Below are 26,169 nucleotides of genomic sequence, written 5' to 3'. Positions count from 1 at the left end.
TCAACAATGCGGAGGGCTCGATCCGCTTTCCCGACACGAAGAGCGGCGCGCAGACGCGGGTCATCGGCCGCGCAGCCGTGGACCTGCTGCTGGCGCAGCAGCAGACCGGATCGCGCTTCTTCTTCCCGGCCGATTGGGGCGAGGGGCATTTCGTCGGTGTCGTGCGCGTGCTCGACCGCGTCTGCGCGATGGCGCGGCTGGAGGACGTTACCCCGCATACGCTGCGCCATACCTTCGCCAGCGTCGCCGGCGATCTTGGCTTTTCCGAGCTGACGATCGCGGCGCTGCTCGGCCACGCGGCGCGCGGCGTGACGCAGCGCTACATCCATATCGACGAGGCGCTGCGGCTCGCGGCCGACCGCGTCGCGGACGAGATGGCCGACATCCTCGACGGCAAGGCGATGGCTGCGCGCACCGCTCGGCGAGGAACGCGGTCTTGCCGAACAAGGCGAACGGGATCAGCACGAAGCCGGCAAGCGTCGTCAGCTTGAACTCGATGAGGGTCACGAACAGCTGCACCGCCAGGATGAAGAAGGCGATCTGTACCGCATTGACGAAGATCGCCACCGGCCCGGTCAGCTGGCTCGCGGCATCGAGCAGCGGCTGGCCGGCATCGAGCCCCACCTGGGCGAGCCGGCCGGGCCGCAGGAACTCGGCGGTGGAGATGGATGAGCCCCCGGCCTTCAGTCCGAGACCGGCGAAGCTGTTGAAGACAATGCCGGACAGCGTGTTGAAGTTGGTGATGAGGAAGGCGAAGAAGCCGATATGGAGGGTCTTCTTGACGAGGCGCTGCAGCACGTCCTCGTCGGCACCCCAGGCCCAGAACAGGCCGGCGAGCGTGATGTCGAGGACGATGAGGGTCGAGGACAGGGACGCGACGTCACCCCGCACCAGGCCGAAGCCGGTGTCGATATAGGTGGTGAAGGTGTTGAGGAAGGTGTCGATGACGCCGACATTGGTCATGGCGCGGCGCCTTCCGATGGCGAGAGCGTGGGTTTGCCGAAGAAGCGGCGGCGGTTCTGCTCCCACGCCGCGCGGCAGCGCGGATTCTCGCCGTCCTCGGGGGTGAGCGCCTTGCAGCGCTGGAGCGCGGCGGAGAGATCGGGAGACCTGGCCTGGGGTGCGCCGCCGGTGAGAGCCAACGTGTCGGCCCGCCGGTCACCGGTCATGGCGACTGCCACGAAGAGCCCTGCAATGAGGATGGCCGTGATGAGGGTGACCTCCAGTCGGTCCATGGCTGTTGCTCACGGACCGTGGAACATGGTGACGGTGCCCGGCTGATAGCCGGAGCGGGTGGAGAAGCGCCGGTACTGCTCCTGCCCCTGGGCCTCGGCCGAGGTGCCACGGGCCTACTCCAGGGCATCGGCCCGGCCCGTGGCGGCGAGCACGGCGGCAAGGTCGGAGAGCTGCTGCGACTGCAAGGCGAGGAGCTGGTTGCCGGCCTGGGCCGCCTGCAGGGCGCCGCTCGCCGACTGGCTCGCCGTGACGAGGGTGGTGAGCGCTGTGCCGTTGGCCGGGATGTTGCCCACCACCCCGGCCTGGACCTTGAGGCTGTCTTCGAAGGCGGCCACCGAGGTCTGCCAGCGGGTGCGGGCGCCGGCGATCAAGGCAACGTTGGAGGCGGAGGTCGAGGCCGGTCCATAGGTGGTGGTGAAGGCCGTCTCGATCTGCTGCACGTTGAAGGCGATCTTCTGCGCCTGGGACAGCAACGCCTGGGTCCGCGCGAGGGACGACTGGAGCTGGTTCAGGGTCGAGGCGGGCAGGCTTGCGAGGTTCTTCGCCTGGTTGACCAGCATCTGCGCCTCGTTGGCGAGGCTCTGGATCTGGTTGTTGACCTGCTGTAGGGCACGGGCGGCCTGCAGCACGTTCTGGGCATAGTTGGACGGGTCGTAGACGATCCCCTGTGCCGCAGCCGGCAGGCCGAGGAGCGGGGAGGTCGACAGCAGGAGCGAGAGTACGAGCGCGGCGGAACGGCCCGCGCGCCGCCGATTGAAGCGGGCGATCATGGAGACACCTCGTTGTCGGTGAGGCCGGGGAGGAGATGGGCGGCCCAATCGAGGCCACAGCGGTGGAGCCACGCGGCGGTAAATCCCTCGCGGCCGTGCGCGTGGAGGATCTCGTCGATGGCGGCGTGATCGGCCTTGGAGGACGCGGCGCAGTAGGCGAGCGCGACCGGGCCGAGGCCCAGCTCGAACAGCCGGTTGCCGCGCCGGGACTGGCAGTAATAGTCGCGCTTCGGGGTGGCCCGGGCGAGGATCTCGATCTGCCGGTCGTTGAGGCCGAAGCGCCGGTAGATGGCGGTGATCTGCGGCTCGACGGCTCGTTCGTTGGGCAGGAAGATGCGGGTCGGGCAGCTCTCGACGATGGCGGGGGCGATGGCGCTGCCGTCGATGTCGGAGAGCGACTGGGTGGCGAAGACCACAGAGGCGTTCTTCTTGCGCAGGGTCTTCAGCCATTCGCGCAGTTGCTGGGCGAAGGCCGGATCGTCGAGAACCAGCCAGCCTTCATCGATGATGAGCAGGGTCGGCCGCCCGTCGAGGCGGCCCTCGATGCGATGGAACAGATAGGTGAGCACCGCCGGCGCCGCACCGGCACCGATCAGTCCCTCGGTTTCGAAAGCTTGGACGGAGCCCGAGCCGAGGTGCTCGGCCTCGGCATCCAGCAGCCGGCCGAACGGGCCGCCGATACAATAGGGGGCGAGCGCCTGCTTCAGGGCGGTCGACTGCAGCAGCACCGCGAGGCCGGTGAGGGTCCGCTCCTCGACAGGGGACGACGCCAATGAGGTGAGCGCCGACCACAGATGGGCCTTGGCGGTGGGATCGAGCGGCACGCCTTCCTTGGCGAGGATCGCCGCCACCCATTCCGCCGCCCAGGCGCGTTCGGCGGCATCGTCAATATGGGCCAGGGGCTGGAGCGAGACCGACGTTTCCGATCCCGCCGACAGGCCGCCGCCGAGATCGTGCCAGTCGCCGCCCATGGCGAGGGCCGCGGCGCGGATCGATCCGCCGAAGTCGAAGGCGAAGATCTGGCAGTCCCGGTAGCGGCGGAACTGCAGCGCCATGAGCGCCAGCAGCACTGACTTGCCGGCACCGGTGGGCCCGACCACCAGGGTGTGCCCGACGTCGCCCACGTGGAGGGCGAAGCGGAACGGCGTCGCCCCCTCGGTCTTGGCGAAGAAGAGGGGCGGCGCCGCAAGATGCGCGTCCTGTGCCGGTCCCGCCCAGACCGCGGAGAGCGGGATCATGTGGGCGAGGTTCAGCGTCGACAGCGGCGGCTGGCGCACATTGGCGTAGGCGTGTCCCGGCAGCGAGCCGAGCCAGGCCTCGATGGCGTTGACGCCTTCCGACATTGAGGTGAAGTCGCGGCCCTGGATCACCTTCTCCACGAGCCGCAGCTTCTCGGCGGCAAGACCCGCGTCGTCATCCCACACGGTGACGGTGGCGGTGACATAGGCCTGGCCCACATCGTCGGAGCCCAGTTCCTGCAGGGCCAGGTCCGCATCGGCCGCCTTGTTGGCGGCATCGCTGTCGACCAGGGCCGAGGCCTCGTTGGTCATCACCTCCTTGACGATGGCGGCGATGGACTTGCGCTTGGCGAACCACTGGCGGCGGATCTTGGTCAGTAGCCGCACCGCCTCGGTCTTGTCGAGGAGGATCGCCCTCGTGCTCCAGCGATAGGGAAAAGCAAGGCGGTTGAGCTCGTCGAGGATCCCGGGAGAGGTCGCCGTCGGGAACCCGACGATGGTGAGGGTGCGCAGGTGCGCGCTGCCCAGCCGCGGCTCCAGCCCGCCGGCCAGCGGTTCGTCGGCCAGCAGCGCATCGAGGTGCATGGGCGTCTCGGGGACACGGACGCGCTGCCGGCGGGTCGAGATGGTGGCGTGCAGGTAGGTCAGCGTCTCGCCGTCATCGAGCCAGGCGACCTCGGGCATGAAGCCCTCGACGAGTTGCAGGACGCGATCGGTGCGATCGATAAAGCCGCGCAGCATCTCCCACGGGTCGACGCCGGCCTGGGAGCGGCCCTCATAGAGCCAGGCTTCCACCCGCGCGGCCTCCTCGGCCGGCGGCAGCCAGAGGAAGGTCAGGAAGTACCGGCTCTCGAAATGCGCGCCCGCTTCTCCAAAAGCTTCCCGACGCTCGATGTCCACCAGCGCCGAGGCGGCATCGGGAAAGCCGCCCCTTGGATAGCCGGTCGCGGGAATGCGCTGGGCTTCGACGAAGAGGGCCCAGCCGGAGCCGAGGCGGCGCAGCGCGTTGTTGAGCCGGGCGGTGACCGCCACCAGCTCCGCCGGGGTCGCGCTGTCGAGGTCCGGCCCGCGGAACCGGGCGGTGCGCTGGAAGCTCCCGTCCTTGTTGAGCACCACGCCGGGCGCGACCAGGGCCGCCCATGGCAGGAAGTCGGCAAGGCCGGCGGGGTGGCGGCGATATTCGGTGAGGTTCAGCATGAGCGCGCCTCACACGCCGAGATGGGGAGGGTAGCGCAGATGCCGACGCACCACGTCGACGAACAGCGGGTCGCGTTTCGCCGCCCAGACCGCGGCGCCGTGGCCGAGGGCCCAGATCAGCGCGCCGGGGATCCAGAGCCGTAGCCCCAGCGCGACGGCGGCCGCCAGCGTGCCGTTGGCGATGGCGACCGCCCGGGGTGCCCCGCCGAGCAGGATGGGGTCGGTGAGCGCCCGATGCACCGGGGCGAAGAAGGCGGGCACGTCCGGATCGCCGAGCGTCGCCATCAGACCAACGCTCCGCCGGAGAAGCTGAAGAACGAGAGGAAGAAGCTCGACGCGGCGAAGGCGATGGAGAGACCGAAGACGATCTGGATGAGACGGCGGAAGCCGCCCGAGGTGTCGCCGAAGGCGAGCGTCAGGCCGGTCACGGTGATGATGATCACCGAGATGATCTTGGCCACCGGCCCCTGCACGGATTCCAGGATCTGGTTGAGCGGCGTTTCCCAGGGCATGGAGGAGCCCGAGGCGTGAGCGCGCGACGCCGAAACGAGGGTCACAGCGGCGATGGTGATCAAAGGGACAAGACGACGGGCACGGTTCATGGCTGGTCTCCTGTGAGCTTGGGATTGCGCTCGGCCTCGACGGACACGACGCGGTAGTCGCCGGCGACGGGATCGAGGCCGGCGACGGTGGCGAGCTCGGCGAGGCGGCGCTCGGAGCCGCGGCCGCAGAGGACCGCGACCACATCGATGGTCTCGGCGATCAGGGCGCGCGGGACGGTGACGACGGCTTCCTGGATGAGCTGCTCCAACCGCCGCAGGGCGCCGAGCGCGGTGCCGGCGTGGATGGTGCCGATGCCGCCCCGGATGGCCGGTGCCCCAGGCCTTGAGCAGATCGAGGGCCTCGGCGCCGCGCACCTCGCCAATGGGGATGCGGTCGGGGCGCAGGCGCAGCGAGGAGCGCACGAGGTCGGACAACGAGGCGACGCCGTCCTTGGTGCGCAGGGCCACGAGGTTCGGCGCCCGGCATTGCAGCTCGCGGGTATCCTCGATCAGCACCACGCGGTCGCAGGTCTGGGCGATCTCGGCGAGGAGTGCGTTGGCGAGCGTGGTCTTGCCGGTGGAGGTGCCGCCGGCGACGAGGATGTTCTTGCGGGCAGCGACCGCCCTGCGCAGCACGTCGGCTTGGCCGGCGGTCATGATGCCGGTGGCGGCATAGTCGTCGAGGGTGAAGACCGCCACGGCCGGCTTGCGGATGGCGAAGGCCGGAGCCGCCACCACGGGCGGCAGCAGGCCCTCGAACCGTTCCCCCGTCCCGGGAAGCTCGGCCGAGACCCGCGGCGAACCGGGATGCACCTCGGCGCCGACATGGTGGGCGACGAGGCGCACGATCCGCTCGCCGTCGGCGGCGGACATCAGGAGCCCGGTGTCCTCCAGTCCTCCCGACAGGCGGTCGATCCAGAGCCGGCCGTCGGGGTTGAGCATCACCTCAACGACGGAAGGATCCTCGAGGAAGCCGGCGATGGCCGGCCCGAGCGCGGTGCGCAGCATGCGCGCACCGCGCGAGAAGACTTCCGATGAGGATCGAGAAACGGTCACGTCAGTCCCCGACCACGGCCGGCCGCGCACAGCGACCGGCGACGGGGACGATTAGAAAGGGCAGGAAATGGGGCCGGGCAACAAGGATTTAGGCGTGATCGTAGCCGGGCGTGACACGGAGAAAAAAGACTTGCTGGAGGTGGATCACATCCGATCCACGGTCAGCGTTGCCTGGTCCGTTCGAGATGCTCCGAGAGCGGAACTCGCCCTTTGACGCGCCACTGACGTGAGAGGCTACCTCCTGTTCCTCGCCTATTACCGTTCCTCATCCCGGTGATCGCCATGTCGTCGGTGCCGCTGGGGATCATCGGCATCTTTCCCGGCCACTGGCTGGTGGGGGCGGATTTCTCGGCGACGTCCATGGTGGGCATCATTGCCCTGTCTGGCGCGGTGATGCACGCAGTGCCTGCGTCCGCCATCTGCCGATCAGCGACGAGCACGGTGATCTGCATTCCCGTCCGAACGGACCGCCGTCACCATGCAGACCGGCTGCGGCAAGGCACGCCCCGCGGCGCGCGTCAGACGATCAGCCCGGGAACGAGCGCCACCAGCGCCAGCGCCAGCGCCATGATGAGGACATAGGGCAAGGTGCCGACGATGATCCGCCCGAGCGAGACATCCGGCACCACGCCCTTGACCACGAACAGGTTGAGCCCCACCGGCGGCGTGATGAGCGCCATCTCCATGTTGATCATCAGGATCACGCCGAACCATACCTTGTCCCAGCCGAAATTCTCGATGATCGGGATGATGATGGGCGTGGTGATCACAATGATGGAGAGGGTTTCCAGGAAACAGCCAAGGAAGAGCAGGAGCAGGTTGATGGCGATGAACACCAGCCACGGCGAAAGGTCTGCTCCCGCCACCAGCCGCGACAAGGTGGGGGCGACGTCGGTGGTGGTCAGGGCGTAGCCGAACAGCATGGCGCCGGCGATAATAGTCAGCACCATGATGGAGCCGCGCCCGGTCTCGATCAGGATCTGCCGGCACTTGGCCCAGGTCAGCTCACGATAGAGGACGGCTGCGAGCAGGAAGCTCGTGGCAACTCCGATGGCCGCCGTCTCGGTGGGCGTGGCGATGCCGGTGTAGATGGAGCCGAGGATGATGGCGATGAGGACGCCGGTGGGCAGGATGTCCACCAGCGCCCGCAGCCGGTCGGAGACGGTGACCGGCCCCATCACCTGGCGCGGGGCCGACCCGGATCGCGATCGCGCGAGCCACATCTGATAGATGCCGAACATTGCCGCGAGCATGAGCCCGGGTAGAACCCCGGCCATGAACAGCCTGCCAATGGATTCCTGGGCGATGACGCCGTAGACGATCATCGGGATCGACGGAGGGATGAGAATCCCCAACGTGCCGCCGGCGGCGACGGCCCCGCAGGCGTCGGATTCGCGATAGCCGAAGCGGCGCATCTCGCTCACCGAGAAGCGGCCGACGGCGGCGACAGTGGCGACGCTGGATCCGGAGATGGCCGCCATCACTGCGCAGGCGATGGTGGTGGCGATGGCGAGGCCGCCCCACAGGCCGGCGGTCAGGGTGGCGATCGCCGCGTAGAGCCGGGCTCCCATGCCGGACGCGGAGATGATGGCGCCCATCAGGATGTAGAGCGGCACCGCCGTGAGCGTGAAGTTGGTGACGGAATCCCAGAGCGTGCTCGATACGAGGCCGAGCGCCGACCAGTCTCCGCCACCGGCTAGGAGCAGCGTCGCGATGGCGACCGCGAACAGCGCGAAGGCGACGGGAACGCCCACCAGCATCAGCACGAGCAGGCCGCCGAACATGAGGATCGCGGTTTCGGTCACAGGGATGCCTCGCTGTGTGGAATGCCGGCGCCGGACCGGATCGACCGCACCAGTCCGAGAAGACGCAGAGCCGCGAACACAAACAGCAGGACACTGCCGGCGAAGAAGGCGAGGTAGGGGATCCACAGCGGGACCGAGAGCATGGAGACCGAGCGCTCGCCGCTGGTCCAAGCATCGTGCCAGAAGTCCCAGCCCAGCCACGCCAAGACGCCCGAGAGCGCGAGCATCACTAGGTCGCAGCCGAAGCGCACCAGCGCCGCGGCACGGCGCTGCAGGAGGGCGACGAGGAAATCGACCTCCACGTGGACACCCTGATAGAGCGCCGCGCCCATACCGACGAACACGACGTAGCCGATGAGATAGGCCGAGATTTCCTCGACCCAGATCACGGACCGGCCGAGCACCGATCGCATGAAGACCTCGTAGCAGACGGCCAGCGTGGTCAGGACCGCCGCGAAGCCCGCACTGGCGACGATGACCTGGGCCAGGAGGCCGATGCGGGAGGGCACGTCGTCGTGGGAGGGAGCCCCGCAGGGCGCTTCTTCCCGTGCCTGAGGATGGCTCGCGGGCGTGTTGCTCACGGCTACTGGCCCAGCATCAGATCGAGGATCGGCGCCGCCTGCGGGAAGTCGGCCTTGAACTGCTTGTGGCTGTTCCGGAACAGGGGCTGCCAGCGGTTCCACTCGTCGAGGGGCATCTTGGTGACGGCGACGCCGTGGTCGGCGAACTCCTTGGCGATGCGCACATCCTCGGCCTTGGCGCCGGCAAGGCTCTCGGCCTCCAGGCCCGCCCCCACCTCCACCAGAATCTTCTGCTGCTCTGGCGTCAGCTTTTCCCAAGTCTTCATGCTGATCGCGATGGGCTCGATGGTGAAGTAGATGGAATAGTCCTCGGGCGAGGTATAGGCCTTGGAGACCTCGTAGAGGCGGAATGCGCCGAACGAGGACGACGAGGTCCACATGGCGTCCAGAAGGCCGAGCTGCATGGCATTGTAATTGTCGGAGGACGGCATGGAGACGGGGGTCGCTCCGGCATCGTGCAGCGCAGCCTCCATGTATTTGCCTGCCGCCCGCACTTTTTTGCCGTTCACGTCCTTCGGCCCATGCACCGGCACCCCGGAGGAGGCGACGCCGCCCGAGATCTGGATCCAGGACAGAGTCTTGAAACCGTAGGCCTGCGCCTTGGCCTCGATCTGCTGCCAGGCCGGCGACTTGCGGAAAGCGAAAACGTCGTCGTGCTTCTTCCAGATGCCCGGCATCAGGATGAGGTTCATCTCTGGAATGGCGCCAGCTGCATAGATGTAGGGATAGACTGAAAGATCCACCGTTCCGGTCTTCAGGGCGACATGGGTGTTGGAGGCCTTCGCCAGGGACTGAGCCGGATAGAAGGTGATCTTGATCTCACCCTTCGAGCGCGTCTCCACTTCCCTGGCGAACTTGATCGCGGTCGCCACCACATAATCTTTCTCGTCCTGCGGCCATTGGTGCGCGAATTTGAGCGTAATCGGCTCGGCCCTTGCCGCGATGGGAACGGCGACGGGGACGGCCATGAGCAGCGCCGCGGCCACGGCACCGGTGAACAATGTCTTCGACATAAGATCCTCCCACTTGCAGACGCCTGTTTCCGGCGCTTGATGTGATCGCTCTGCCTAGTCCGCCGCCTCCTTCGTGAGATCAGCCAGGACGGTTGCGTAGAGTTCTGGCAGCGGCCGGTCGAATGCCGCCTGCGGCAGATCCTCGATGGTCTGTGCGAGGTGCCGCCAGAACAGGCCCTTGATGCGCTGGCGCGCCCGCCGGCGTCGCTCCGCCTCGTGGTTTTCGGTTCTCTGCATGGCGGCGGCCTCGATGGCGGCGTCGAGGGCGGCGATGTTTTCGCCGGCGTCCGCGCGCACCAGCACCACCGGCGGCACCGGGCCGTCCCCGGCCGTCAGGGTCAGCGTCGCCTTCAGCTCCGCCTCAACCCGGCGCGCCCCCGGCTGATCCGCCTTGTTGACCACATAGATATCCGCGGTCTCCAGAATGCCCGCCTTCATGGCCTGGATCTGATCGCCCGCCCCAGGGATCAGCACCAGCAGCTCGACGTCCACGAGCTCGCGCACGGCGAACTCCGACTGGCCGACGCCGACGGTCTCCAGGATGATCTCGTCAAAGCCGTAATCGTCGAACACGGCGAGGATTTCCGGCAGGTTGTCGGCGAGGCCGTCGGTGGCGCCGCGGCTCGCCAGCGAGCGGATGAACACCCGCGGGTCGTCCACCAGCCCGTCCATACGGATGCGGTCGCCGAGGATGGAGCCCCGGGTCTTAGGGCTCGACGGGTCGATAGCGACGATCGCCACGCGGCCGGCGCGCTCCAGCCGGTGGCGCGCGAGCGCGGCGATCAGGGTGCTCTTGCCGGCTCCCGGCGGGCCGGTCACGCCGATGCGGCGGGCGCAGTGGGTGCCGGCACGATGCGGCGCGCCCAGGATGTCCGCCACGCCGGCATCGGCGGCGCGCGACAGGGCTTGGCCCAGCGCGCGCCGGTCGAGGGCGTCCCCGTCGAGGGCGCCCGGCGCGCGGGCCGGCTGGCACGGGGCCACGCTCATGCCGCGCATCCTCCGCCTGCAAGATCGTCGTGCTCGCCGAGCAGCGGCGGCGGCGCGAACCGCTCCATGGCACCCATCACCTTGATGGGATTGCCCACGACGCGGATGGCCGTGCCACCCCCATCCATGTGCACCACCATGTTCCGGGCGGCCGTCTGCTCGCTGGCGAGCGCCTGCTCCAGGGTCTCGACCCCGGCCGCGACGACGCCGAGCCTGGAGAGGCGCTGCACCAGATCGTCCGTCCCCTCGTCACGCAGCACCGCGGCGATCTCACCCAGCACCAGCTCGCGGTTGGAACGCCGCGCCGCCATGGTGGCGAAACGCGTATCGGTGAGCCAATGGGACTGCCCCACCTCCTCGGCGAAGCGGCGCCAGAAATCGTCATGGGTGATGAACAGCGCGATCCAGCCGTCGCGGGTCGGGAAGATCTGGGCCGGAACGATATACGGATGCGCCGAGTGGTCCATCCGCCGCGCCGGCTCGCCGGCATTGAGCCATGCGCCGGCGATGTAGTTGAGCTGGGACAGCATGACGTCGTACATGGCGATGTCCACCTGCCCGCCGGTGCCCTCCACCAGCTTGGCGACCAGGCCGAGGGCCCCCATAATGCCGGCGGAATTGTCCACCGCCGAATAGCCTGTCTTCACCGGAGGACCGTCGGGCGCGCCGGTGAGGGCCATGATGCCGGTGAGTGCCTGGATGACATAGTCGTAGGCCGGGCGGTCGGCATAGGGGCTGTCGAGCCCATATCCAGTGAGGGCCACGCAGACGATCTTCGGATTCCAGCGCTTGAGATGCGCATAGGTCAGGCCCAGCTTGCGGATCGCCGCCGGTCGCAGATTGGTGAGCAGCGCGTGGGAACCCTGGACCAGCGCGCCGAGCTTCGTTTGCCCCTCGCGGCTGGCGAGGTCGAGCACGACGCTCTTCTTGTTGCGGTTGAGGCTGGCGAAATAGGCGTTGTGGGCCCCGATGCTGTGCGGGCTGACGCGCCGCCCGATATCGCCTTTCGGCGGCTCCACCTTGATCACCTCGGCTCCGAGATCGGCCAGCAGCATGGTGCTGTAGGGGCCCATCAGCATGTGCCCGATCTCGATGACGCGGATGCCGTTGAGGGGGCCGCTCATGCCTGTCGCTCCGCCAGCCGCCCCGCCACCGCGGCGACCACGTCGTCGAGCTTCATGTCGGCGGTGAACACCGCCGTCACGCCGAGCGCCAGCAGGATCGCCACGTCCTCTTCCGGGATGGTGCCGCCCACGAACACGGGGATGTTGGAGGCGCCCTGATCCGCCAAAGCGGCGATGGCGTCGGCGACCAGCTCCTTGTGGCTGCCGGAGAGGATGGACAGGCCCACCGCGTCCACGTCTTCGTCCACTGCAACGCGAGCGATGAAGCCGGGGCTCTTGCGCAGGCCGGTATAGATCACCTCCGCCCCGGCATCGCGCAGCGCCAGGGCGATCACCTTCGCGCCGATGTCGTGGCCGTCGAGCCCCGGCTTGGCGACCAGGATGCGCTTGCCGCGCAGCAGCGGGGTGGAAATGACGGGGGTTTCGATGGTGTCGCTCATAGCCGGATGGGCTCCTGGAATTCGCCCCAGCAGCCCTTGAGCCGCGCCACCATCTCCCCGACGGTGGCGTAGGCGTGGCAGCATTCGACGAGATAAGGCATGAGGTTCTCCGCGTCCTGCGCTGCGGCCGCACCCAGGCGGTCGAGGGCGCGGGCCACCGCGGTGGCGTCCCGCCGGTCCATCACCGCCTCGTATTTCTCGACGATGCGGCGGCTTGCCTTGGGATCGATGCGGAACACCTCCACCGCGCCGCGCGTCTCCTCCGCCTTGCGGAACACGTTGAGGCCGACCACCGGAAACGCGCCGGAATCGATCTGGCGCTTGCGCTCGTGCGCGCGCTGGGCGAGCCGCATCTGCAGCCAGCCGTCCTCGATGGCCTTCACGGCGCCGCCATAGGCTTCCACCTCGTCCATCTGGGCGCGGATGCGGCGCTCGGTCTCGTCGGTGAGCCATTCGAGATAGTGCGAGCCGCCGAGCGCATCGACGGTGCGGGCGACGCCGCTTTCCAGCGCCACGATCTGCTGGGTGCGCAGGGCGATCTCGGCGGAGCTTTCGGTGGGGATCTGGAACGCCTCGTCATAGGCGCAGGTAAAGATGGACTGGGCCCCGGCGAGCACCGCGGCTAGGGTTTCGATGGCGACGCGCACGATATTGTTCTGCGGCTGCGGCGCCACCAATGAGGAGCCGCCGCACACCACGCCGAAGCGGAACATCTGCGCCTTGGGATCGCTGACGCCGTAGCGCGCCTGCATCAGCTCGGCCCAGATGCGCCGGCCGGCGCGGAACTTCGCCACCTCCTCGAACAGGTCCATGTGCACGTAGAAGAAGAAGGACAGGCGCTTGGCGAACTTCTCCACATCGCCGCCGCGCCGCAGCAGTTCGTCCACATAGGCGATGCCGTTGGAGAGGGTGTAGGCCATCTCCTCCACGGCGTTGCAGCCGGCGTCGCGCATGTGCGCCCCGGCGATGGAGATGGGGTTGAAGCGCGGTGTGGTGCGGTTGGCGTAAAGGATGGAATCCGCTGTCAGCCGCATGGAGGGGCGCACCGGGAAGATCCAGGTGCCGCGCGCCACGTATTCCTTCAGGATATCGTTCTGGATGGTGCCGGTGAGCAGGCCCGGATCGATGCCGCGCCGCTCGGCGCAGGCGACATACATGGCATAGATCAGCGCCGCCGTGCCGTTGATGGTGAAGGAGGTGGAGATCTTGGTGAGGTCGATGCCGTCGAACAGGATCTCCATCTCCGAGAGATTGGAGAGCGAGACCCCCACCTTGCCGATCTCGGAGCGCGCCATGGGATCGGTGGGGTCGTAGCCGCACTGGGTCGGCAGGTCGAGGGCGACGGAGAGGCCGGTCTGGCCCTCGCGCAGCAGGAATTGGTAGCGCTCGTTGGATTCCTCGGCCGTGCCGAAGCCGGAATACTGGCGCATGGTCCAGGCGCGGCCGCGGAAGCCGTCGGGGAAGATGCCGCGGGTAAAGGGAAATTCGCCCGGCTGCTCGGGCGCGCCGCGCGCGCCGCGCGCGACCATGCCGGCGGTCACCACCCGCGGTACCTCGATGCCCGAGGGCGTCATCGGCGCGATGCCCTTCGGCTCCTCAGTGTCCCTGGCCGGTTTCTGCTTGAGGGCGGTCATGGCGGTCTCAGCTCCTGCGGGCGAGCATGCGCTCGGCGGCGGCCCAGTGTTCCTGGCTCGTCCAGGCTCGGATGAAGCGGGTGCGTTCCTCGGCGGAGAGGGCGGCGCGCCGCGCCGGGTCCATGCCGGCCAGCGCCATCGCCTTCAGGTCGCGCGTCAGCGCGGGCGGACGGGCGAGGATCGGCGCGACGAAGCGGTCCACCAGCGCGTCCAGGCTCTCGCCCTCTCCCGCCACGGCATCGAGAAGGCCCAGCCGCTCCGCCTCGGCCGGCTTGAGGAGCTGCGCGGCGAGCATCAATCCCATCGCCTTGCGCGGGCCGACTGCGGCCTGCAGGTCGGCGCAGCCGCCGAAGCCGGTGGTCAGCGCCAGCTGCGCCTGCACGAAGCCGATGCCGGCATGGGCGGCAGCGAGGCGGAAATCGCACGCCATGGACAATTCGGCACCGCCGCCGAGGGCGACGCCGTTCAGGGCGGCCACCACCGGCGCCGGAAACCGCCGCACCGCATCGAGCGCCGCCCGCCCAGTATCGAACAGCGCGCCGGCCTGCGCCTCGCTGCGGTGCGCGTCGAGCTCCTTGAGGTCGCCACCGGCGGCGAAGGCGCGGTCGCCGGCACCGGTGAGCACCACGACGCAGATATCCGGCACCGCGGCGAAGCGGGTGAACACCATCTCCAGTTCCCGCAGGGTGTCTAGGCTCAGCGCGTTGCGCGCCTGCGGGCGATCGAGGGTGACGTCGAGCCGGCCTCCGGCCACCGCCACGCGAAGCTGCCGCGTCGCGGTGCCCGCCGCGATCGCCATGGCGGCGGATGCCGCTGAAGTCGCCATGGCGGCGGATGCCGCTGAAGTCGCAGTGCCGGCGGTTGCCGCCGAAGTCGCCGTGGCGGCGGTCGCAGCTGAAGTCGCTGCGGCGGTCATCGCGCGGACGCCTTGATGTCGCCGGCCGTGGCCAGCAGGCGCGCTGCAAGCGGGTCGATGGCGCCTTCCATGCGGTAGCTCGGCCCGGCGATGGCGATGCCGATCATCATCCCGTCCACCTCCAGGGCGGTGGAGAGCGCCGTCACGTCGGCCACGTTCTCGCCGTGGGTAGTGAAATAGCCGCGCGCCCGCCCGGCCTCCAGATCCGCTTCGAGGCGCTGGGGATCGGTGATCGTATGCGCCGTGATGGCGGTGATCGATTTCTTGCGCACGAGCGTTTCGATGCCGTCGCGCGGACCGGCCGCCAGCAGCGCCTTGCCGATGGAGCTGGAGTGCAGCGGCTTGAAGTCGCCTGGGCGGGCCGAATAACGGATGGTCTGCGCGCCTTCCAGAACCTCCAGATAGAGCACCTGGTCGCCCTGGCGGGTGCCGACGATCACCGTCTCGCCGCTGGCATCGCGCAGGGCTTCCAGATGCGGGAGGAGGCGCTGGAGGTAGGTGTCCTTGGCTGCGATCGCGGTGGTGAGAAGGTGCAGCTTGCGGGTGGGATAGAAGCCGCTGCGGCGGCTCACGGCATAGAGATAGCCGCGCTCGAGCAGAGTCTGGATCAGCCCGTAGCAGCTCGACAGCGGCACGTCGATCAATGGCGCGATCTCGGTGAGCAGCATTGGGCGCCCTTCGGCACCGAATACCTCGAAAATCTGGAAGGCCCGGGAGGCGGATCGCACAGCGCTCATTTTCATTTCATATATCAGAAATTAAGTTCGGTATATTGAAATTGAAATTCGCGAACCCGTCAAGCGGGAGAGCTCAACGAATTGGAGCGGGCCCCGAAGACGGTGTTCTGTTCCGGTCCTGGCCGACATCAAGTTCGGGAAAGGGAGTGCGTTTTCCGAGCTGAGAGAATCGAAGCGGACCCCCAAGGGGAGCGGAAAGCCGCTTCAATCTCTTGCCAGAGGCGGAGTCCGGTAGTCAGGTCGAAGGCGTCCTCGCTGAATCTGATGCATAGAACGCGGTTTCCTGGCGCATCGTCCATTGTCCGGTCGCGGAGGAGCGGATCAGGGTGCGTCGTTCGACGCGCACCACGGCGGCGACCAGCGGCCCCCAATCGGTGTCGTCGAGCGCCGATCCGGGGGCGTAGACCGCGATGCGTCGGTTCTCCCGGCGATTTCGTGCGTGGTTGCGACTGTCGTCGACCGCGACAGGGGCCGTGGTCGCGGCGATGTCCTCGAGGCAGAGAAGCAGGGTCGGTTGATTGTCCTTGACCTGGACGATCAGGTCATTGCCGGTCCTGCGGGCGATCTCGAACGTTTTTGACAGTGCACGGCGTCGAGGGTGAACACCCGTCCGCTCAGTCCCAGCGTGGCGATCAGGGTCTGCACCGCCGGGATCTCGTTCGATGACCTCGTGGGCGAGAATGATCCGGTGGTCGACGGCGAACGCGCTGAGGAGGTGCGCCGCCTTGCGGTCCGCAAAGGCATCGAAGCTCTGCCGCAAGGTCTTCCCGTCGATCGCGATGAACCGGGACGGGGTGGCGGCGCACGCTTGGTCGAGCCCGTCCGCATGGCGCCGGAACGCCCGCTCCAGTTCGGCCGGATCGAGCCGCTGCAGGATGCCGCGCACCGACGTGTAGGCCGGCGCCCGTCGCAGCGCCACGGCCGGGAAGGCCGCATTGAGGAGCGCGAGCCGGCGGTCGATCAGCGTGTGGATTTGCCGGTACGACCGCGCCCCGCTCAGCATCGCGATGAGCGAGAACAGGATCACGCCGACTTGGCTGTACATCTTCCCTTCGGCCCGGCGGCGGTCCGGGATCGCGGCAAGGCAGAACGCGAGATCAATCGTCGTTATGGAGCAACCTTCGAATCAGGTTGCTCCCGATAGATTCAGAGAAGGTTCGCTCGGAAAAGCGGAAAAACGCCGCTCAGACCCCCCGGCGCTCTCGCGCCGCCCTCACAACGTCAAGAGCGTTGAACAGCCCTGGTTGCTGCCCAGTCCTGGCAGGCGAGTGGAAGAGGTTGGCCCGGCGAAGCCGACATGCGGCCGGCGATATGCAACAATCGACGAGCCAGACGCTGGTCTGGGAGCGTACTGCCGCCGAGTTCGCTAGCCAGCCAACCATCCTCGTTGCCTTCGGGTACGGCCATGCCCATCGGTGACGCCCTCGTGATTCGGCGTCACGAACAGAATCACAAATGATTCAAGGGCTTCAAGCTACATTCCCGCACGATCGCTCTTGTGGGTAATTGAAAGCTACGGCGCAGGGGTACGAACATCAGGCCAGAAGCGCGGGAACACGGCTTTGATGAAAGTGCGCCACGATGCCATGCGCTTCGTCATGAAAATCCACCTTCCGGCAAGGATCCGATGACGGACTCTGCAGGTGCTGGCCCACGAAATGGCTCCTCTCATCCCACCTGCAATGCTGCCATGCGACATCGGCCACCCCAATTTTCTCCTTGCCGGCAGTTCGCCACCGATTCGCTGATCGTGGGGATTAGACAGTGTAGCTCCTCGACAGCGGATCAATATCGAAGGCTTATCCCTGAGCCTCCGGTGTTATCAACATGTTGTAGGTGGCGGGGGTGATGGCGAGGATGGAGCGGAAGGCGGCGTGCCGGGTACGGCGGCGGTTGAAGCGGAACACGAACTCGTCGAGGTAGGCTTGCAGATGGTGGGGTCGCAGGCCGTGGTAGACGCCGAGCGCCCAGGTCTTGAGGTTGGAGAACACGCGATGGACCCATGGCTGCACGATATGTGCGGCCATGGCGCCGACGACGCGCGGATCGTGGTTGATGTCGAGGGCGCCCGGGTAGCTGGCCCAGCCGTCGGTCCTGGCGGTGGCGCCGGGAGCGAGGTTTGCGGCGAGGAAGGCGTGTGCAGGCTGCGGGCGGAGAAGTCCGCGATCTGCGCCAGGCGGATGCGGCCGGGGCCGCCGTCGCCGACCTCGACGGCGCCGGCGATGAGCAGCTTTCCCTGGTGACTGCGGCCGCCGCCGCCGGCCGGCGGGTCGTCCTTGGTTCGGCAGGTGATCGAGGCCTCGTCGACCTCGACCAGGCCGGCCAGCGGCGAGCGCTCGGGCGCGACCATGGCCCGGCGGAGCTTGGCGCACAGCAGCCAGGCGCTCTTGTAGGAGCCGAGGCCGAGCTGCTTCTGGACTTGCAGGGCCGAGCTGCCGTTGGAGTGCGTGGCCATCAGGTAGGCCGCCCAGAACCAGACGGTGAGCGGCAGCTTGGAGCCGTGCATCACGGTGCCGGCCGTCACCGAGGTCTGCTTGTGGCAGTCGGCGCACTCGTGGGTGTGGGCCTTGGTCGCCAGCGCCCAGCTCCGGGTGCCGCCGCAGGCCGGGCACACGAAGCCGTTCGGCCAGCGCAGCTGCCGCAGGTCGCCGGCGCAGGGCGCCTCATCGGGAAAGCGCCGCTGGAACTCCAGCAGCGAGCGGGGAAAGTCGGTCATCGCGGGGCACTCCGAAGCCATTATGTTCGCGTTATGTTCTGTCACGAGCCTCGCGCAGCGTCACCACATCTTGGGGTCCCGGACGGTCAGGGATAAGCCTTTCATGAAGATGCACACCCCCTTGAGGGATGTTGCGCCATGCCGCTCCCCACGCCTCGTTCTATCAGCCTTCCGACAGATAAAACTTTCGCTCCGAGGGAGCGACGCCGATCTTTGGCAACCGGCTTTCGAAAAATGGAAATATGAACTGGAACGATGTTCGCTATTTTCTCGCCGTCATGCGCCATGGAGGATTGACCGGCGCGGCGCGGGAACTGAAGGCGAGCCCCTCAACGGTGGCGCGCCGGATCGAAACGCTCGAGGGGGCGCTGGAGACTCGGCTGTTCGAGCGCAGGCCCGACGGCTACGAACCGACGGAAGTCGGCCGAGCCATGGTCGAGAAAGCCATGACGATCGAAACGGCCATGCGCGACCTGGAAGACGGCTTTTGCGGCCAGGATGGCCGCGTTTCCGGGACAGTGCGGATCGTCACTGTCGACACGCTCGCCCCCTTGCTCTCCGGCAACATGCCGCCTATGTCTAAGGCATGTTGCCGTTGACTGCAAGGAGGCTCTCATGTCGATTGCCATAGTCGTGGAGGTTGCCCGCAAGCTGGGAGGCCAGAGCGTGCTCGGCACGGTCGTGCGCTCGCAGGCCGACCTGGCTCTCGCCGTCCGCAACAGGCTTCCCCTGTCGGCTCTTCGTGGGCTCAGCCAGGCGGGCATGAGCGAGCAGGAGATCGAGAGATTCGTGATCCCGCAGCGCACCCGCCGCCATCGCGCCGACAAGCAGCAGCCGCTGACGGTCGATGAATCGGACCGGGCCGTGCGCCTCCTGCGCGTGCAGTCCCTGGCCGAGCAGACCTTTGGTGATCAGGAGAAGGCCAACCGTTGGCTGCGCCGCCCGCTCACCGAGCTCGGCGGCGAGACGCCGCTCGTCGTGGCGCAGACCGAGGCCGGCGCGCGCGTGATCGAGACCATCCTCGGCAAGATCGCCTGGGGCGCGGCCGCCTGATGCGGCTCTGGCGCCTGTCGGGCCGGCAGCATGCGCAGGCGCTGGACGGCGGCTATGGCCTGCATTTCGACGGCCGCTGGAACACCGTGGGGCATGCCGTCACCTATTGCGCGACATCGCCCGCGCTCTGCGTCCTCGAAAAGCTGGTCCATGTGGAGGATCCCGCGCTCCTGCCGGAGCTGGCCATGGTCACCTATGAGATTTCCGACACTGTCGAGATCGAGGACTTGCCGTTGGAAGGTCTCCCGTCCGATTGGCGGCGGCACGAGGCCTGGAGCCAAGAGAGGGGCGATACCTGGCATGAGGCGCGCGCCTCCTTGCTGCTGCGCGTTCCCTCGGCGATCGTACCGATCGTCGGCTCTCCCGACCTGAACGTGCTGATCAACCACCGCCATCCGGCTGCGGCCGAAGTTCGCATCATCGGCGAGGTGCCCTTCTCGCTCGATCCCCGGTTGTTCTGAGGCGAGAAGGGAAGGGCGTCGCCCTGCGGGCCGGGCTGTTGGCTGCGCTGAAGCCAGCAAGCCGTCTTCATCCCAAAGGCTTCCATCCCTTCTGACGCGAAACGAGAAAATGCTGCCGGGGGCAGAACGTCATGCTGGCTGCACTGCGACGGTGGATGGAGAACCGTAGGCAAATTCGCCGGAGGTGGCAGGCGGACGCCCGCCGCCTCATCGATCACGATGAACCGAGCGCCTATTACGAGGCGCAGCGCCTGGCGGCTCGTTCCCGCGCGTCCGGGCAAGCCGGCGAGTTCATCCACTGGGCCAAGGTGGCGGCCGAAGTGGCGAGGATCTCGCCGCATGCGCAGATGGATCTCGCGGTGGTCCAGGCGATCGTCGACAATGAGATGCGCCGCGCAGGGGATTCGCGCGACCATAGCGATTGAACGGGCGGCTGCGCCGACGTCGCTTCGGCGCTGAAGCCGTCCATTCGACCTGAGGCGCTGCTCGGGACCCGATCTGTTCAGGCGCGGCAGTGTGGTTCGGCGTCCGGGAAAAGAGCGTGCAAGAGGGTCCGGACCATCTCTGGGGCAAGCCCGACCCCGCTCTCCTTGGATGGCTTTCCTGGTCCTCCGCCCGGCCTTCCACGATCAACCCTCAAGGGGTCGGCTATGCGGAGCATGCCGCCGACTACGGCTTCGCCTGCGCGGTGATCGCGGCCGGTTGAGGACACTGGCGGACGCCATCGAGCGGGGATCGGCCTCGCTCCAAGATGGAGCCCTCAGATGTCGCACGATCTTTCCCTCGCACAGTCCCACGCGTTCCAGCTCGCCCGCACCCTGATGGTCCCGGTCACGCTGTTTGAGGTCGATGGAGAGTTCGGCGTGATGCCGAGCAACGAACTCGACGATGCCGACGTGGTCGTCGTCCACGATTATGACCCGTTCGAGATTATGGAGAGCTCGAACTGAACTGCCGGTCTCCCGGCCGGGATATCCGGCCGGGACTGCGCATAATCAAATACTCTGCAGGAATGCCATGAGCCGATCGGGCGGTGGGTAGCGGGCTTGAACGCCATTCAACGGCTGTAGTCGACTGAGCGCTTCTTCCTTCATCGAGAGATCGGCCTCCAGATATCCGTGCGTGGTGGTCGGGCTCTCGTGCCCAAGCCAGAGCGCGATCACGGTGATATCGACGCCGGCCTGAAGGAGGTGCATGGCCGTCGTGTGCCCGACGGTGTGGGGTGAGATCGCGCGCTCGGCGAGTTGCGGATGGTGTTGGGTGGCTGCCTCAACCGCCAGAGCAAGGCGCTGGGTCACGCTGGAACGCGACAACTTACCGCCCGCGCTGTTCGGGAACAGGTAGTCGGTCCCACCCGCCCTGGCGAGCTGGCGAACCCAGGGTCGGACAATGGCAGCCGTCGCTTTCCAGAGCGGAACGCTGCGCCGCTTCCTCCCTTTTCCTTTGAGATGCGCCACCGGCGACACATCGAGAACGACATCACCAACCCGTAGGTTGATGACCTCCGACACCCGCGCGCCCGTATTGTAGAGAACGGCGAATAGCACCTGGTCGCGTCGCCCGGCCCAACTCTGCCGGTCCGGGGCCGCGATGATCGCCTCCATCTCCGGCCTGGTTAAGAATCCGAGCACAGCCTTATCGTGACGTTTTTGTGGGATAGCCAAGCTATGTTCGATGGTGGCCAGCGCCGTCAGATCCTGATGCGCTGCATACTTCAGAAATGAGCGGATCGCCGATAGGCAGGCGTTGCGGCTTCGTACACTGTTGCCACGATCCCGCTCGAGATGATCGAGGAATCCGAGGATCAGCGCCGCATTGAGGTCGCTGAGCTTGAGGTCCGTCGGCATTTTGCCGGTCGTCTTCTGTGCGAAAGCGAGCAGCAGCCGGAACGTGTCGCGATAGGTCGAAACTGTACACGGGCTGACAGCACGTTGTTGCCGCAGATAGTCGACGAAGAAGTGCTGCAGCAGCGCCGGAAACGATGGGTGCAGGTGTGGATCAGCCATGATGGACCTCGCCGACTTTTGCGCCGAACGCCTCGAAGCGATCGCCCGCGATTGTCATCAGTTCCGGCACTGCCTGCAGATACCAGTAGGTGTCGCCGACGTTGACGTGCCCCACATAGGTCGAGAGCGCCATCATGGCGTTGCCGAGGTTGTCGCCATTCTCCTGCCACAGCATCAGACGGCGGCAGATGAAGGTGTGACGCAGATCATGGATCCGTATTGCCCGATGGCCGCCGCGAGCGGCGATGCCAAGCTCGGCCGAGATCCCGCCGAAGATACTCCTGACGCTGTGATAACGAAGCGCACCGCCGGTCTTCTCGGACAGGAAAAGTGGCGCGACTGTATCGGTCGGGCCGTATCTGGCCCGTATGCGAAAATAGGCACGCAGAGCCTTTGCCGTGGTTGAATTCAGGGGAACAAGCCGGGTTCGCTGGAACTTCGAGTGGCGGACGGTGATCTGTTCCTGCTCGTTGTCGATGTCGCCACAGCACAGGCGCAGCGCTTCGGAGATCCGCATTCCCGTGCTCGCCAATAAGCCGAACAGCGTCGTAAAAGTCGCCGGTGTCAGGCCGCCTGCTCGCGACAGCCGCCCTGCGGCGGCGATCAGTGCTTCGACCTCCGTCGGCGTGTAGATGTGCGGGGCGATCCTGCGGTGTGAGCGGCCGAAGGGTGATCCTTCCGGAAACGCGGTGACGGGATCGCGGTCGGCCAGAAAACGCGCGAATGGCCGCAGCACATTGATCCGCCCCGCCCAGGTGAAGGGGTCCGGATGCTGTGCCTCCTCCCGCGCCCACCGCAGCACGACGGCGACGGTCAACGGCCCAGTATGGCCCATCGCGTCGGTGAAGCGCGCAAAGGCCAACGTCAGGCTGCCCGATCGGTCCAACTTGAAACCGAGGGAACGGCGCTCGGCGAGGTAGGCTTCCGCCGACGCCAGCATGGTGGGCGAGCCGCTCATGCCACGTCCCCCGGCCAAGGGAGCGCCACCGCCGAGAGGCGTGTGACATCGACGCGCGTATATGTGGCCGAGGTTATGATGCTGCGATGGCGCAACACGTCAGCGATCTGCTTCATCGGCGTCCCGGCGTTTATCAACCGGCTCGCTAACGTGTGCCGCAAAATGTGGACGCGGGTGCGATCCCAGCCGAGCCGCCGATAAGCGGCGTGAAGGGCTTTCTGAACGACACGCCGGCCGACCGGCTCTCCGAGAGGGGCGACATGGCGCACGAAGACCGCGCGACATCTGGTCTTCGTGCGCTCGTGTACGAGGTAATCTGCTATGGCGGCTCCGGTTGCGGTCGGCAGCGGCAGCACGTCGGCGCGTCTCGCCTTACCGGCAGCGATCCTGACCGTTCCGGCCTGCCAGTCGATGTCGTCGAGGCTCAACTTGACGACCTCACTGCTTCTCAGGCCCAGATCCGTCAAACAGCGGACGATGGCATAGCCGCGGCGGCGAGACGGACAGGGGGCCTCGAACGCTCCGAAGAGCTGCTCCAACTCATCAGGCGATAGCCCCATCGGCAGCATGGCATCTCGCCAATATGCCGGGCGCGGTACGGCCCGTAGCAGATGGGCAACGTCGTCACCCAGCAGCTCGCGATACCGAAAGTAGCACCGGACGGCGCCGCCCATGACGCGGATCGTGCTCGCACTCCAATCGGCGTCGCCCAGGACGAAGCGGCGGATCGCGGCGGGGGTGAGCATTGCGACTTCGATCGGACGGGAACCGAACTGCGCCTTCAGCAAGCGCCGGATGATCCTGATGCGATGATCGCGTGTTCCCGCGGAGAGTCCCCAGACCTCCGTCATCTTCGTGTCGAAATGCGCAAGCTCTCGCGTGATCTCATCGCCGGTCGGACGGGCTATGATGCCCTGAGTGCGCAGCAGGCGAACCAGATGGCCGAGCGCCGCTCTGTTCTCGTTCAGGCCGCGCGGCACCGGGCGCTGGCAGTCACAACGAGGCAAATGGCAGGACAGGAAGCGGACAATCACAGCTTCGCCAATGCTCGGGACCGCGTAGCCCTCGGCTCGAAGCCACTGCCCGAAGTGGACGATGCTCGCCAAGTCGCGGCGCCCGTTCGACTTGTATCGAGCCCCCTTGAAATACTCACTGCAGCTCGGAAGGAAGGGCGCAAGGAGATTGTCTGGATCGGCTGTGCGCAACTGAAGCCGGAAAGGTGTGGGCATACTCTGATCTCCGTTTGTTGGGAGATCGAGCTGGAGCCCAGCATTATGTGCAGGTCAAAGGAACGTGCGCCGAGTGAATGCCCGGCACATATTCTGGCAGCGAGAGTCAGAGGACGTCAGCTCTCCATAATCTCGAACGGGTCATAATCGAAAATGACCGAGGCAGGATCGCCGTCGAATTCGTCCGAGGGGAGAACGCCATAGCCGCCGTCGGACGTAACTGGAGCAAATTCCGGGGCGAAGGGGCTTTTCAGGAAGTGGGGATCGTGATTCACGATTCCCATGTCGGAACGAGACGGTGATTCGGTCAGGGACCGGCCGGTTGGGGCGCTTCGCGATCTTGTCGTGGAGCTTCTTTCCGAGGTTCGGAGCCTTCGTGACGAGAATGCCGGCCTGAAGACAGAGCTTGCGTCGGCGAAGGCAGAGAACCGGGATCTCAAGGACGAGATCGCCGCGCTGAAGGGGCTGCCGCCCCGGCCGAATGCGCGGGCGCAATCTGGCGGGACCGGTCATCGATCGTCTCGAGGCCGCACCGCAGAAGATCTTCGCGGACGGGGCCGCATGGCAGCCCGGCCGTCAGGCAAAGGCGTTCGAAGCTGGCACGGACCTCGTCCACAGCTTCCTCGACGAGGGCAGACGGCGTCACCGCCGCCGATGTGGTAGGGTTCTTCATGGCGTTGCTTTACTTCGAGGATTCGACACCCCGAGCCTACCGGCTCAAGGCGAGCAACGCCGCCATCCCTTTTTCAACATCGACCGGGACATCCCCTCGGCCACCTGGCGATCGACGATAAGAGCAACGAAATCCCCGCCGCCCAGGATTTGATCGCCACCCTTGGCCTGACCGGGCGCCTGTTCACCCTTGATGCCATGCACGCCCAAAAAACGTATGGTTCGCCCCGACTGCAAGGGATTTCTTTCCGGCTTTTCAGTCTGCGCCAACGTATCCGGTCTCGGGGCCTGATGATCGTCCCCGGCCAAGATGGAGCTTACGCGCGCACCGATCCTCATAAACTTCACGGCGTCAGACGCCATTTTTTTGGTCAGGATTTCGGCACACCGTTCAACTGTCAGGCCATCTTTTCAGTCCACTCACAGACAACGCCAGCCAGAAGGGTTTCCTTCCGGCCGAACTCGATCATCCTATCGACGGCGAAGCCTTCAGATCGAAGGGTCGCCCGCTTCTCAACACCGCCCAGATGATCCTGGCCATCTTAGCCGCCAGTGCCACAACGGCCGTGTTCATGTGCGCTCGCGACAGCAATCCGCGCAGCCACTCGCCCATCAGCGTCTTCCCCTTCGCCAAGGACGGTAGGGCTGCTCGCGCTCCGTGGATCAGCATCCGCCTGAGATAGCCGTTGCCGCGTTTGGTGATCCCCAGAAGCCGCGGCTTGCCCCCGGTTGTCATCTGTCGAGGAACGAGGCCGAGCCAGGCTGCAAGGTCGCGCCCACGGTTGAATGTCTCGGCCTTTCCGACCGAAGCAACGAAGGCGGTCGCGTTCAATGGGCCGATCCCAGGGATCGTCGACAGCAGCCTCATTGATGCATCCGTGCGGGCGAGGTTCGCAAACTCCGCATCGAAGGCCCCGATCCGTTCGTCAAGGGCGCGCCATTCGTTCCGCATATCCTCCATCAGTATCCTGATCCGGCCGCTGATCGCGATCTCGCCGGCGAGAAGTTGGTCGAGCTGGCGTTCGAGCTTGCTGCGCCCCTTGGCAATCACGATTCCCCGTTCGAGAAGGGCCGCGCGGAGCTGGTTGATGAGCGTCGTACGCTCACCGACGAGACGATCCCGGGCCCGATGCAGACTTTGCATATCGAGCTGCTCGTCGCTCTTCAGGTCAACAAAGCGCATCGTGGGTCGAGTCGCGGCTTCCGCAATCGCCTCGGCATCCCGATCATCGTTCTTTTGCGCTTTTACGTAAGGGCGAACATATTCTGGCGACATCAGCCGGACGTCGTGACCCTCAGCGTTGAACAGCCCTGGCTTCGTAGCACTAGCCTCAATCAAGCTTTGGATACCCCTTGTCCACGAAGCCTAGAACAAACGCCGACGAGGTGCTCATGGAATGTCTTCTGTCCAACGAACATCGTTCTTGGCAGAGCTGCATGTTACACCCGGTGCCGAAATCGGCGGCTGGGAGGTTGCTAGAAGTCTATTGCGATCAGGCTGAAGGAGCCTTTCGTCTTCCTGGACTTCTTTGCCGGTGTGGCCGCCCTCTTGTGAACCCGCCCGAGACCCGAGGCCTTCGCCAGCTTCGAGCGGGCGGCGGCATGGTCCGGGGCCACCATTGGATGGTCTCGCGGCAACCCCATTTCTCGTGATACGCCTCCATGATCAGGTCGTAGGTGGTGCGCAGATGGCGGCACCGCAACCTAGCCCCGCCGCTCGCGCCAGCCGAGCCAGACGAGGGCGAGGACCGCGAGGGCGAGCCAGGGCAGCAGCACGGCGTTCATGATCTGCCAGCCA

General features: G+C 66.5%; 30 protein-coding genes and 5 pseudogenes. 7 read left to right on the top strand and 28 right to left on the bottom strand.

Annotation, left to right across the window (positions count from 1 at the left end):
• Positions 1-230: hypothetical protein (locus V5F48_RS24000; protein ID WP_394260508.1), on the bottom strand; the 230-nt coding region annotated here is incomplete at its 3' end.
• Here V5F48_RS24000 and V5F48_RS23995 point away from each other — a divergent pair.
• Positions 189-491, top strand: a complete 303-nt coding sequence (locus tag V5F48_RS23995) for a tyrosine-type recombinase/integrase (protein ID WP_394260507.1) — start codon at positions 189-191, stop codon at positions 489-491. The two genes, V5F48_RS24000 and V5F48_RS23995, sit on opposite strands and share 42 nt — an antisense overlap.
• Here V5F48_RS23995 and trbL read toward each other — a convergent pair.
• The 20 genes and pseudogenes from trbL to V5F48_RS23895 form a co-directional block, all read right to left on the bottom strand.
• A pseudogene (trbL, locus tag V5F48_RS23990) lies at positions 415-963 on the bottom strand (P-type conjugative transfer protein TrbL); the annotation flags it as partial. The gene V5F48_RS23995 and the pseudogene trbL overlap by 77 nt on opposite strands.
• Positions 960-1,235 (bottom strand): putative entry exclusion protein TrbK-alt, encoded by a 276-nt coding sequence (gene trbK-alt, locus V5F48_RS23985; protein ID WP_394260504.1) that lies wholly within the window; start codon positions 1,233-1,235, stop codon positions 960-962. The gene trbK-alt and the pseudogene trbL, both read right to left, overlap by 4 nt.
• Before the next feature lie 9 nt (positions 1,236-1,244).
• Positions 1,245-2,006, bottom strand: a pseudogene (trbJ, locus tag V5F48_RS23980) (P-type conjugative transfer protein TrbJ).
• Positions 2,003-4,441 carry a conjugal transfer protein TrbE gene (gene trbE / locus V5F48_RS23975; protein WP_394260503.1) on the bottom strand — a complete coding sequence of 813 codons (2,439 nt, stop codon included), beginning with the start codon at positions 4,439-4,441 and terminating at the stop codon, positions 2,003-2,005. Before trbE ends, trbJ begins: the two are co-directional and overlap by 4 nt.
• A 9-nt stretch (positions 4,442-4,450) precedes the next feature.
• Positions 4,451-4,726 carry a VirB3 family type IV secretion system protein gene (locus V5F48_RS23970; RefSeq protein ID WP_394260502.1) on the bottom strand — a complete coding sequence of 92 codons (276 nt, stop codon included), beginning with the start codon at positions 4,724-4,726 and terminating at the stop codon, positions 4,451-4,453.
• Entirely contained in the window at positions 4,726-5,043 is a 318-nt protein-coding gene (locus V5F48_RS23965) for a TrbC/VirB2 family type IV secretion system protein (RefSeq protein WP_394260501.1), read from the bottom strand. Before V5F48_RS23965 ends, V5F48_RS23970 begins: the two co-directional genes overlap by 1 nt.
• Positions 5,040-5,991, bottom strand: a pseudogene (gene trbB, locus V5F48_RS23960) (P-type conjugative transfer ATPase TrbB). Before trbB ends, V5F48_RS23965 begins: the two are co-directional and overlap by 4 nt.
• Before the next feature lie 209 nt (positions 5,992-6,200).
• On the bottom strand, positions 6,201-6,491 hold the full coding sequence (locus tag V5F48_RS23955) for a hypothetical protein (protein ID WP_394260500.1): 291 nt from the start codon (positions 6,489-6,491) through the stop codon (positions 6,201-6,203).
• 66 nt (positions 6,492-6,557) lie between these two features.
• A complete protein-coding gene (locus V5F48_RS23950) occupies positions 6,558-7,844 on the bottom strand; it encodes a TRAP transporter large permease (protein ID WP_394260499.1) in 1,287 nt (428 codons plus the stop codon).
• Entirely contained in the window at positions 7,841-8,425 is a 585-nt protein-coding gene (locus tag V5F48_RS23945) for a TRAP transporter small permease (RefSeq protein WP_394260498.1), read from the bottom strand. Before V5F48_RS23945 ends, V5F48_RS23950 begins: the two co-directional genes overlap by 4 nt.
• 2 nt (positions 8,426-8,427) lie before the next feature.
• Positions 8,428-9,438, bottom strand: a complete 1,011-nt coding sequence (gene dctP / locus V5F48_RS23940) for a TRAP transporter substrate-binding protein DctP (protein ID WP_348848574.1) — start codon at positions 9,436-9,438, stop codon at positions 8,428-8,430.
• A gap of 54 nt (positions 9,439-9,492) precedes the next feature.
• On the bottom strand, positions 9,493-10,425 hold the full coding sequence (locus V5F48_RS23935) for an ArgK/MeaB family GTPase (protein ID WP_394260497.1): 933 nt from the start codon (positions 10,423-10,425) through the stop codon (positions 9,493-9,495).
• Complete coding sequence (locus V5F48_RS23930) at positions 10,422-11,549, bottom strand: CaiB/BaiF CoA transferase family protein (RefSeq protein ID WP_394260496.1); 1,128 nt, start codon at positions 11,547-11,549, stop codon at positions 10,422-10,424. Before V5F48_RS23930 ends, V5F48_RS23935 begins: the two co-directional genes overlap by 4 nt.
• On the bottom strand, positions 11,546-11,989 hold the full coding sequence (locus V5F48_RS23925) for a cobalamin B12-binding domain-containing protein (RefSeq protein ID WP_394260495.1): 444 nt from the start codon (positions 11,987-11,989) through the stop codon (positions 11,546-11,548). Before V5F48_RS23925 ends, V5F48_RS23930 begins: the two co-directional genes overlap by 4 nt.
• A complete protein-coding gene (locus tag V5F48_RS23920; protein WP_394260494.1) occupies positions 11,986-13,623 on the bottom strand; it encodes an acyl-CoA mutase large subunit family protein in 1,638 nt (545 codons plus the stop codon). Before V5F48_RS23920 ends, V5F48_RS23925 begins: the two co-directional genes overlap by 4 nt.
• A 7-nt stretch (positions 13,624-13,630) precedes the next feature.
• Positions 13,631-14,539, bottom strand: a complete 909-nt coding sequence (locus V5F48_RS23915) for an enoyl-CoA hydratase/isomerase family protein (RefSeq protein WP_394260493.1) — start codon at positions 14,537-14,539, stop codon at positions 13,631-13,633.
• Positions 14,536-15,276 (bottom strand): IclR family transcriptional regulator, encoded by a 741-nt coding sequence (locus V5F48_RS23910; protein ID WP_348848568.1) that lies wholly within the window; start codon positions 15,274-15,276, stop codon positions 14,536-14,538. The genes V5F48_RS23915 and V5F48_RS23910 overlap by 4 nt, the downstream gene beginning before the upstream one ends.
• A gap of 235 nt (positions 15,277-15,511) precedes the next feature.
• Positions 15,512-16,351 (bottom strand): transposase family protein, encoded by an 840-nt coding sequence (locus tag V5F48_RS23905; protein WP_394260506.1) that lies wholly within the window; start codon positions 16,349-16,351, stop codon positions 15,512-15,514.
• 146 nt (positions 16,352-16,497) lie between these two features.
• Complete coding sequence (locus V5F48_RS23900) at positions 16,498-16,683, bottom strand: IS4/Tn5 family transposase DNA-binding protein (protein ID WP_394260505.1); 186 nt, start codon at positions 16,681-16,683, stop codon at positions 16,498-16,500.
• Between the two features lie 392 nt (positions 16,684-17,075).
• A pseudogene (locus V5F48_RS23895) lies at positions 17,076-17,992 on the bottom strand (IS1595 family transposase).
• A 242-nt stretch (positions 17,993-18,234) separates the two neighbouring features.
• Here V5F48_RS23895 and V5F48_RS23890 point away from each other — a divergent pair.
• From V5F48_RS23890 to V5F48_RS23865, 6 genes are all read left to right on the top strand, one after another.
• On the top strand, positions 18,235-18,591 hold the full coding sequence (locus tag V5F48_RS23890; protein ID WP_394260492.1) for a LysR family transcriptional regulator: 357 nt from the start codon (positions 18,235-18,237) through the stop codon (positions 18,589-18,591).
• 16 nt (positions 18,592-18,607) lie between these two features.
• Positions 18,608-19,045, top strand: coding sequence for a type II RES/Xre toxin-antitoxin system antitoxin (parS, locus tag V5F48_RS23885; protein WP_011993111.1), 438 nt, complete (start codon positions 18,608-18,610; stop codon positions 19,043-19,045).
• Entirely contained in the window at positions 19,045-19,506 is a 462-nt protein-coding gene (locus tag V5F48_RS23880) for an RES family NAD+ phosphorylase (RefSeq protein ID WP_394260491.1), read from the top strand. Before parS ends, V5F48_RS23880 begins: the two co-directional genes overlap by 1 nt.
• A 131-nt stretch (positions 19,507-19,637) precedes the next feature.
• Complete coding sequence (locus tag V5F48_RS23875) at positions 19,638-19,931, top strand: hypothetical protein (protein ID WP_348848449.1); 294 nt, start codon at positions 19,638-19,640, stop codon at positions 19,929-19,931.
• A gap of 116 nt (positions 19,932-20,047) precedes the next feature.
• Complete coding sequence (locus V5F48_RS23870) at positions 20,048-20,212, top strand: hypothetical protein (protein WP_348848450.1); 165 nt, start codon at positions 20,048-20,050, stop codon at positions 20,210-20,212.
• Between the two features lie 58 nt (positions 20,213-20,270).
• A complete protein-coding gene (locus tag V5F48_RS23865) occupies positions 20,271-20,456 on the top strand; it encodes a hypothetical protein (protein ID WP_394260490.1) in 186 nt (61 codons plus the stop codon).
• Between the two features lie 45 nt (positions 20,457-20,501).
• Here V5F48_RS23865 and V5F48_RS23860 read toward each other — a convergent pair whose 3' ends face one another.
• The 7 genes and pseudogenes from V5F48_RS23860 to V5F48_RS23830 all read right to left on the bottom strand — a co-directional run bounded on the left by V5F48_RS23860 (position 20,502) and on the right by V5F48_RS23830 (position 26,015).
• Positions 20,502-21,512 (bottom strand): site-specific integrase, encoded by a 1,011-nt coding sequence (locus tag V5F48_RS23860; protein ID WP_394260489.1) that lies wholly within the window; start codon positions 21,510-21,512, stop codon positions 20,502-20,504.
• Positions 21,505-22,470 (bottom strand): tyrosine-type recombinase/integrase, encoded by a 966-nt coding sequence (locus V5F48_RS23855; protein WP_394260488.1) that lies wholly within the window; start codon positions 22,468-22,470, stop codon positions 21,505-21,507. The genes V5F48_RS23860 and V5F48_RS23855 overlap by 8 nt, the downstream gene beginning before the upstream one ends.
• On the bottom strand, positions 22,467-23,699 hold the full coding sequence (locus tag V5F48_RS23850) for a tyrosine-type recombinase/integrase (RefSeq protein WP_394260487.1): 1,233 nt from the start codon (positions 23,697-23,699) through the stop codon (positions 22,467-22,469). Before V5F48_RS23850 ends, V5F48_RS23855 begins: the two co-directional genes overlap by 4 nt.
• A 116-nt stretch (positions 23,700-23,815) precedes the next feature.
• Positions 23,816-23,974 carry a hypothetical protein gene (locus V5F48_RS23845; protein WP_394260486.1) on the bottom strand — a complete coding sequence of 53 codons (159 nt, stop codon included), beginning with the start codon at positions 23,972-23,974 and terminating at the stop codon, positions 23,816-23,818.
• A gap of 442 nt (positions 23,975-24,416) precedes the next feature.
• Positions 24,417-24,641 (bottom strand): hypothetical protein, encoded by a 225-nt coding sequence (locus tag V5F48_RS23840; RefSeq protein ID WP_394260485.1) that lies wholly within the window; start codon positions 24,639-24,641, stop codon positions 24,417-24,419.
• A 196-nt stretch (positions 24,642-24,837) separates the two neighbouring features.
• Positions 24,838-25,668, bottom strand: a pseudogene (locus tag V5F48_RS23835) (IS110 family RNA-guided transposase); the annotation flags it as partial.
• Positions 25,669-25,847: 179 nt separating this feature from the next.
• Entirely contained in the window at positions 25,848-26,015 is a 168-nt protein-coding gene (locus V5F48_RS23830; RefSeq protein ID WP_394260484.1) for a Ros/MucR family transcriptional regulator, read from the bottom strand.
• Between the last annotated feature and the right edge of the window lie 154 nt (positions 26,016-26,169).

It is taken from the genome of Xanthobacter autotrophicus ATCC 700552, assembly GCF_043194565.1.
Lineage (GTDB): Bacteria > Pseudomonadota > Alphaproteobacteria > Rhizobiales > Xanthobacteraceae > Xanthobacter > Xanthobacter autotrophicus_F.
This window is presented reverse-complemented; position numbering and strand designations above follow the sequence as displayed.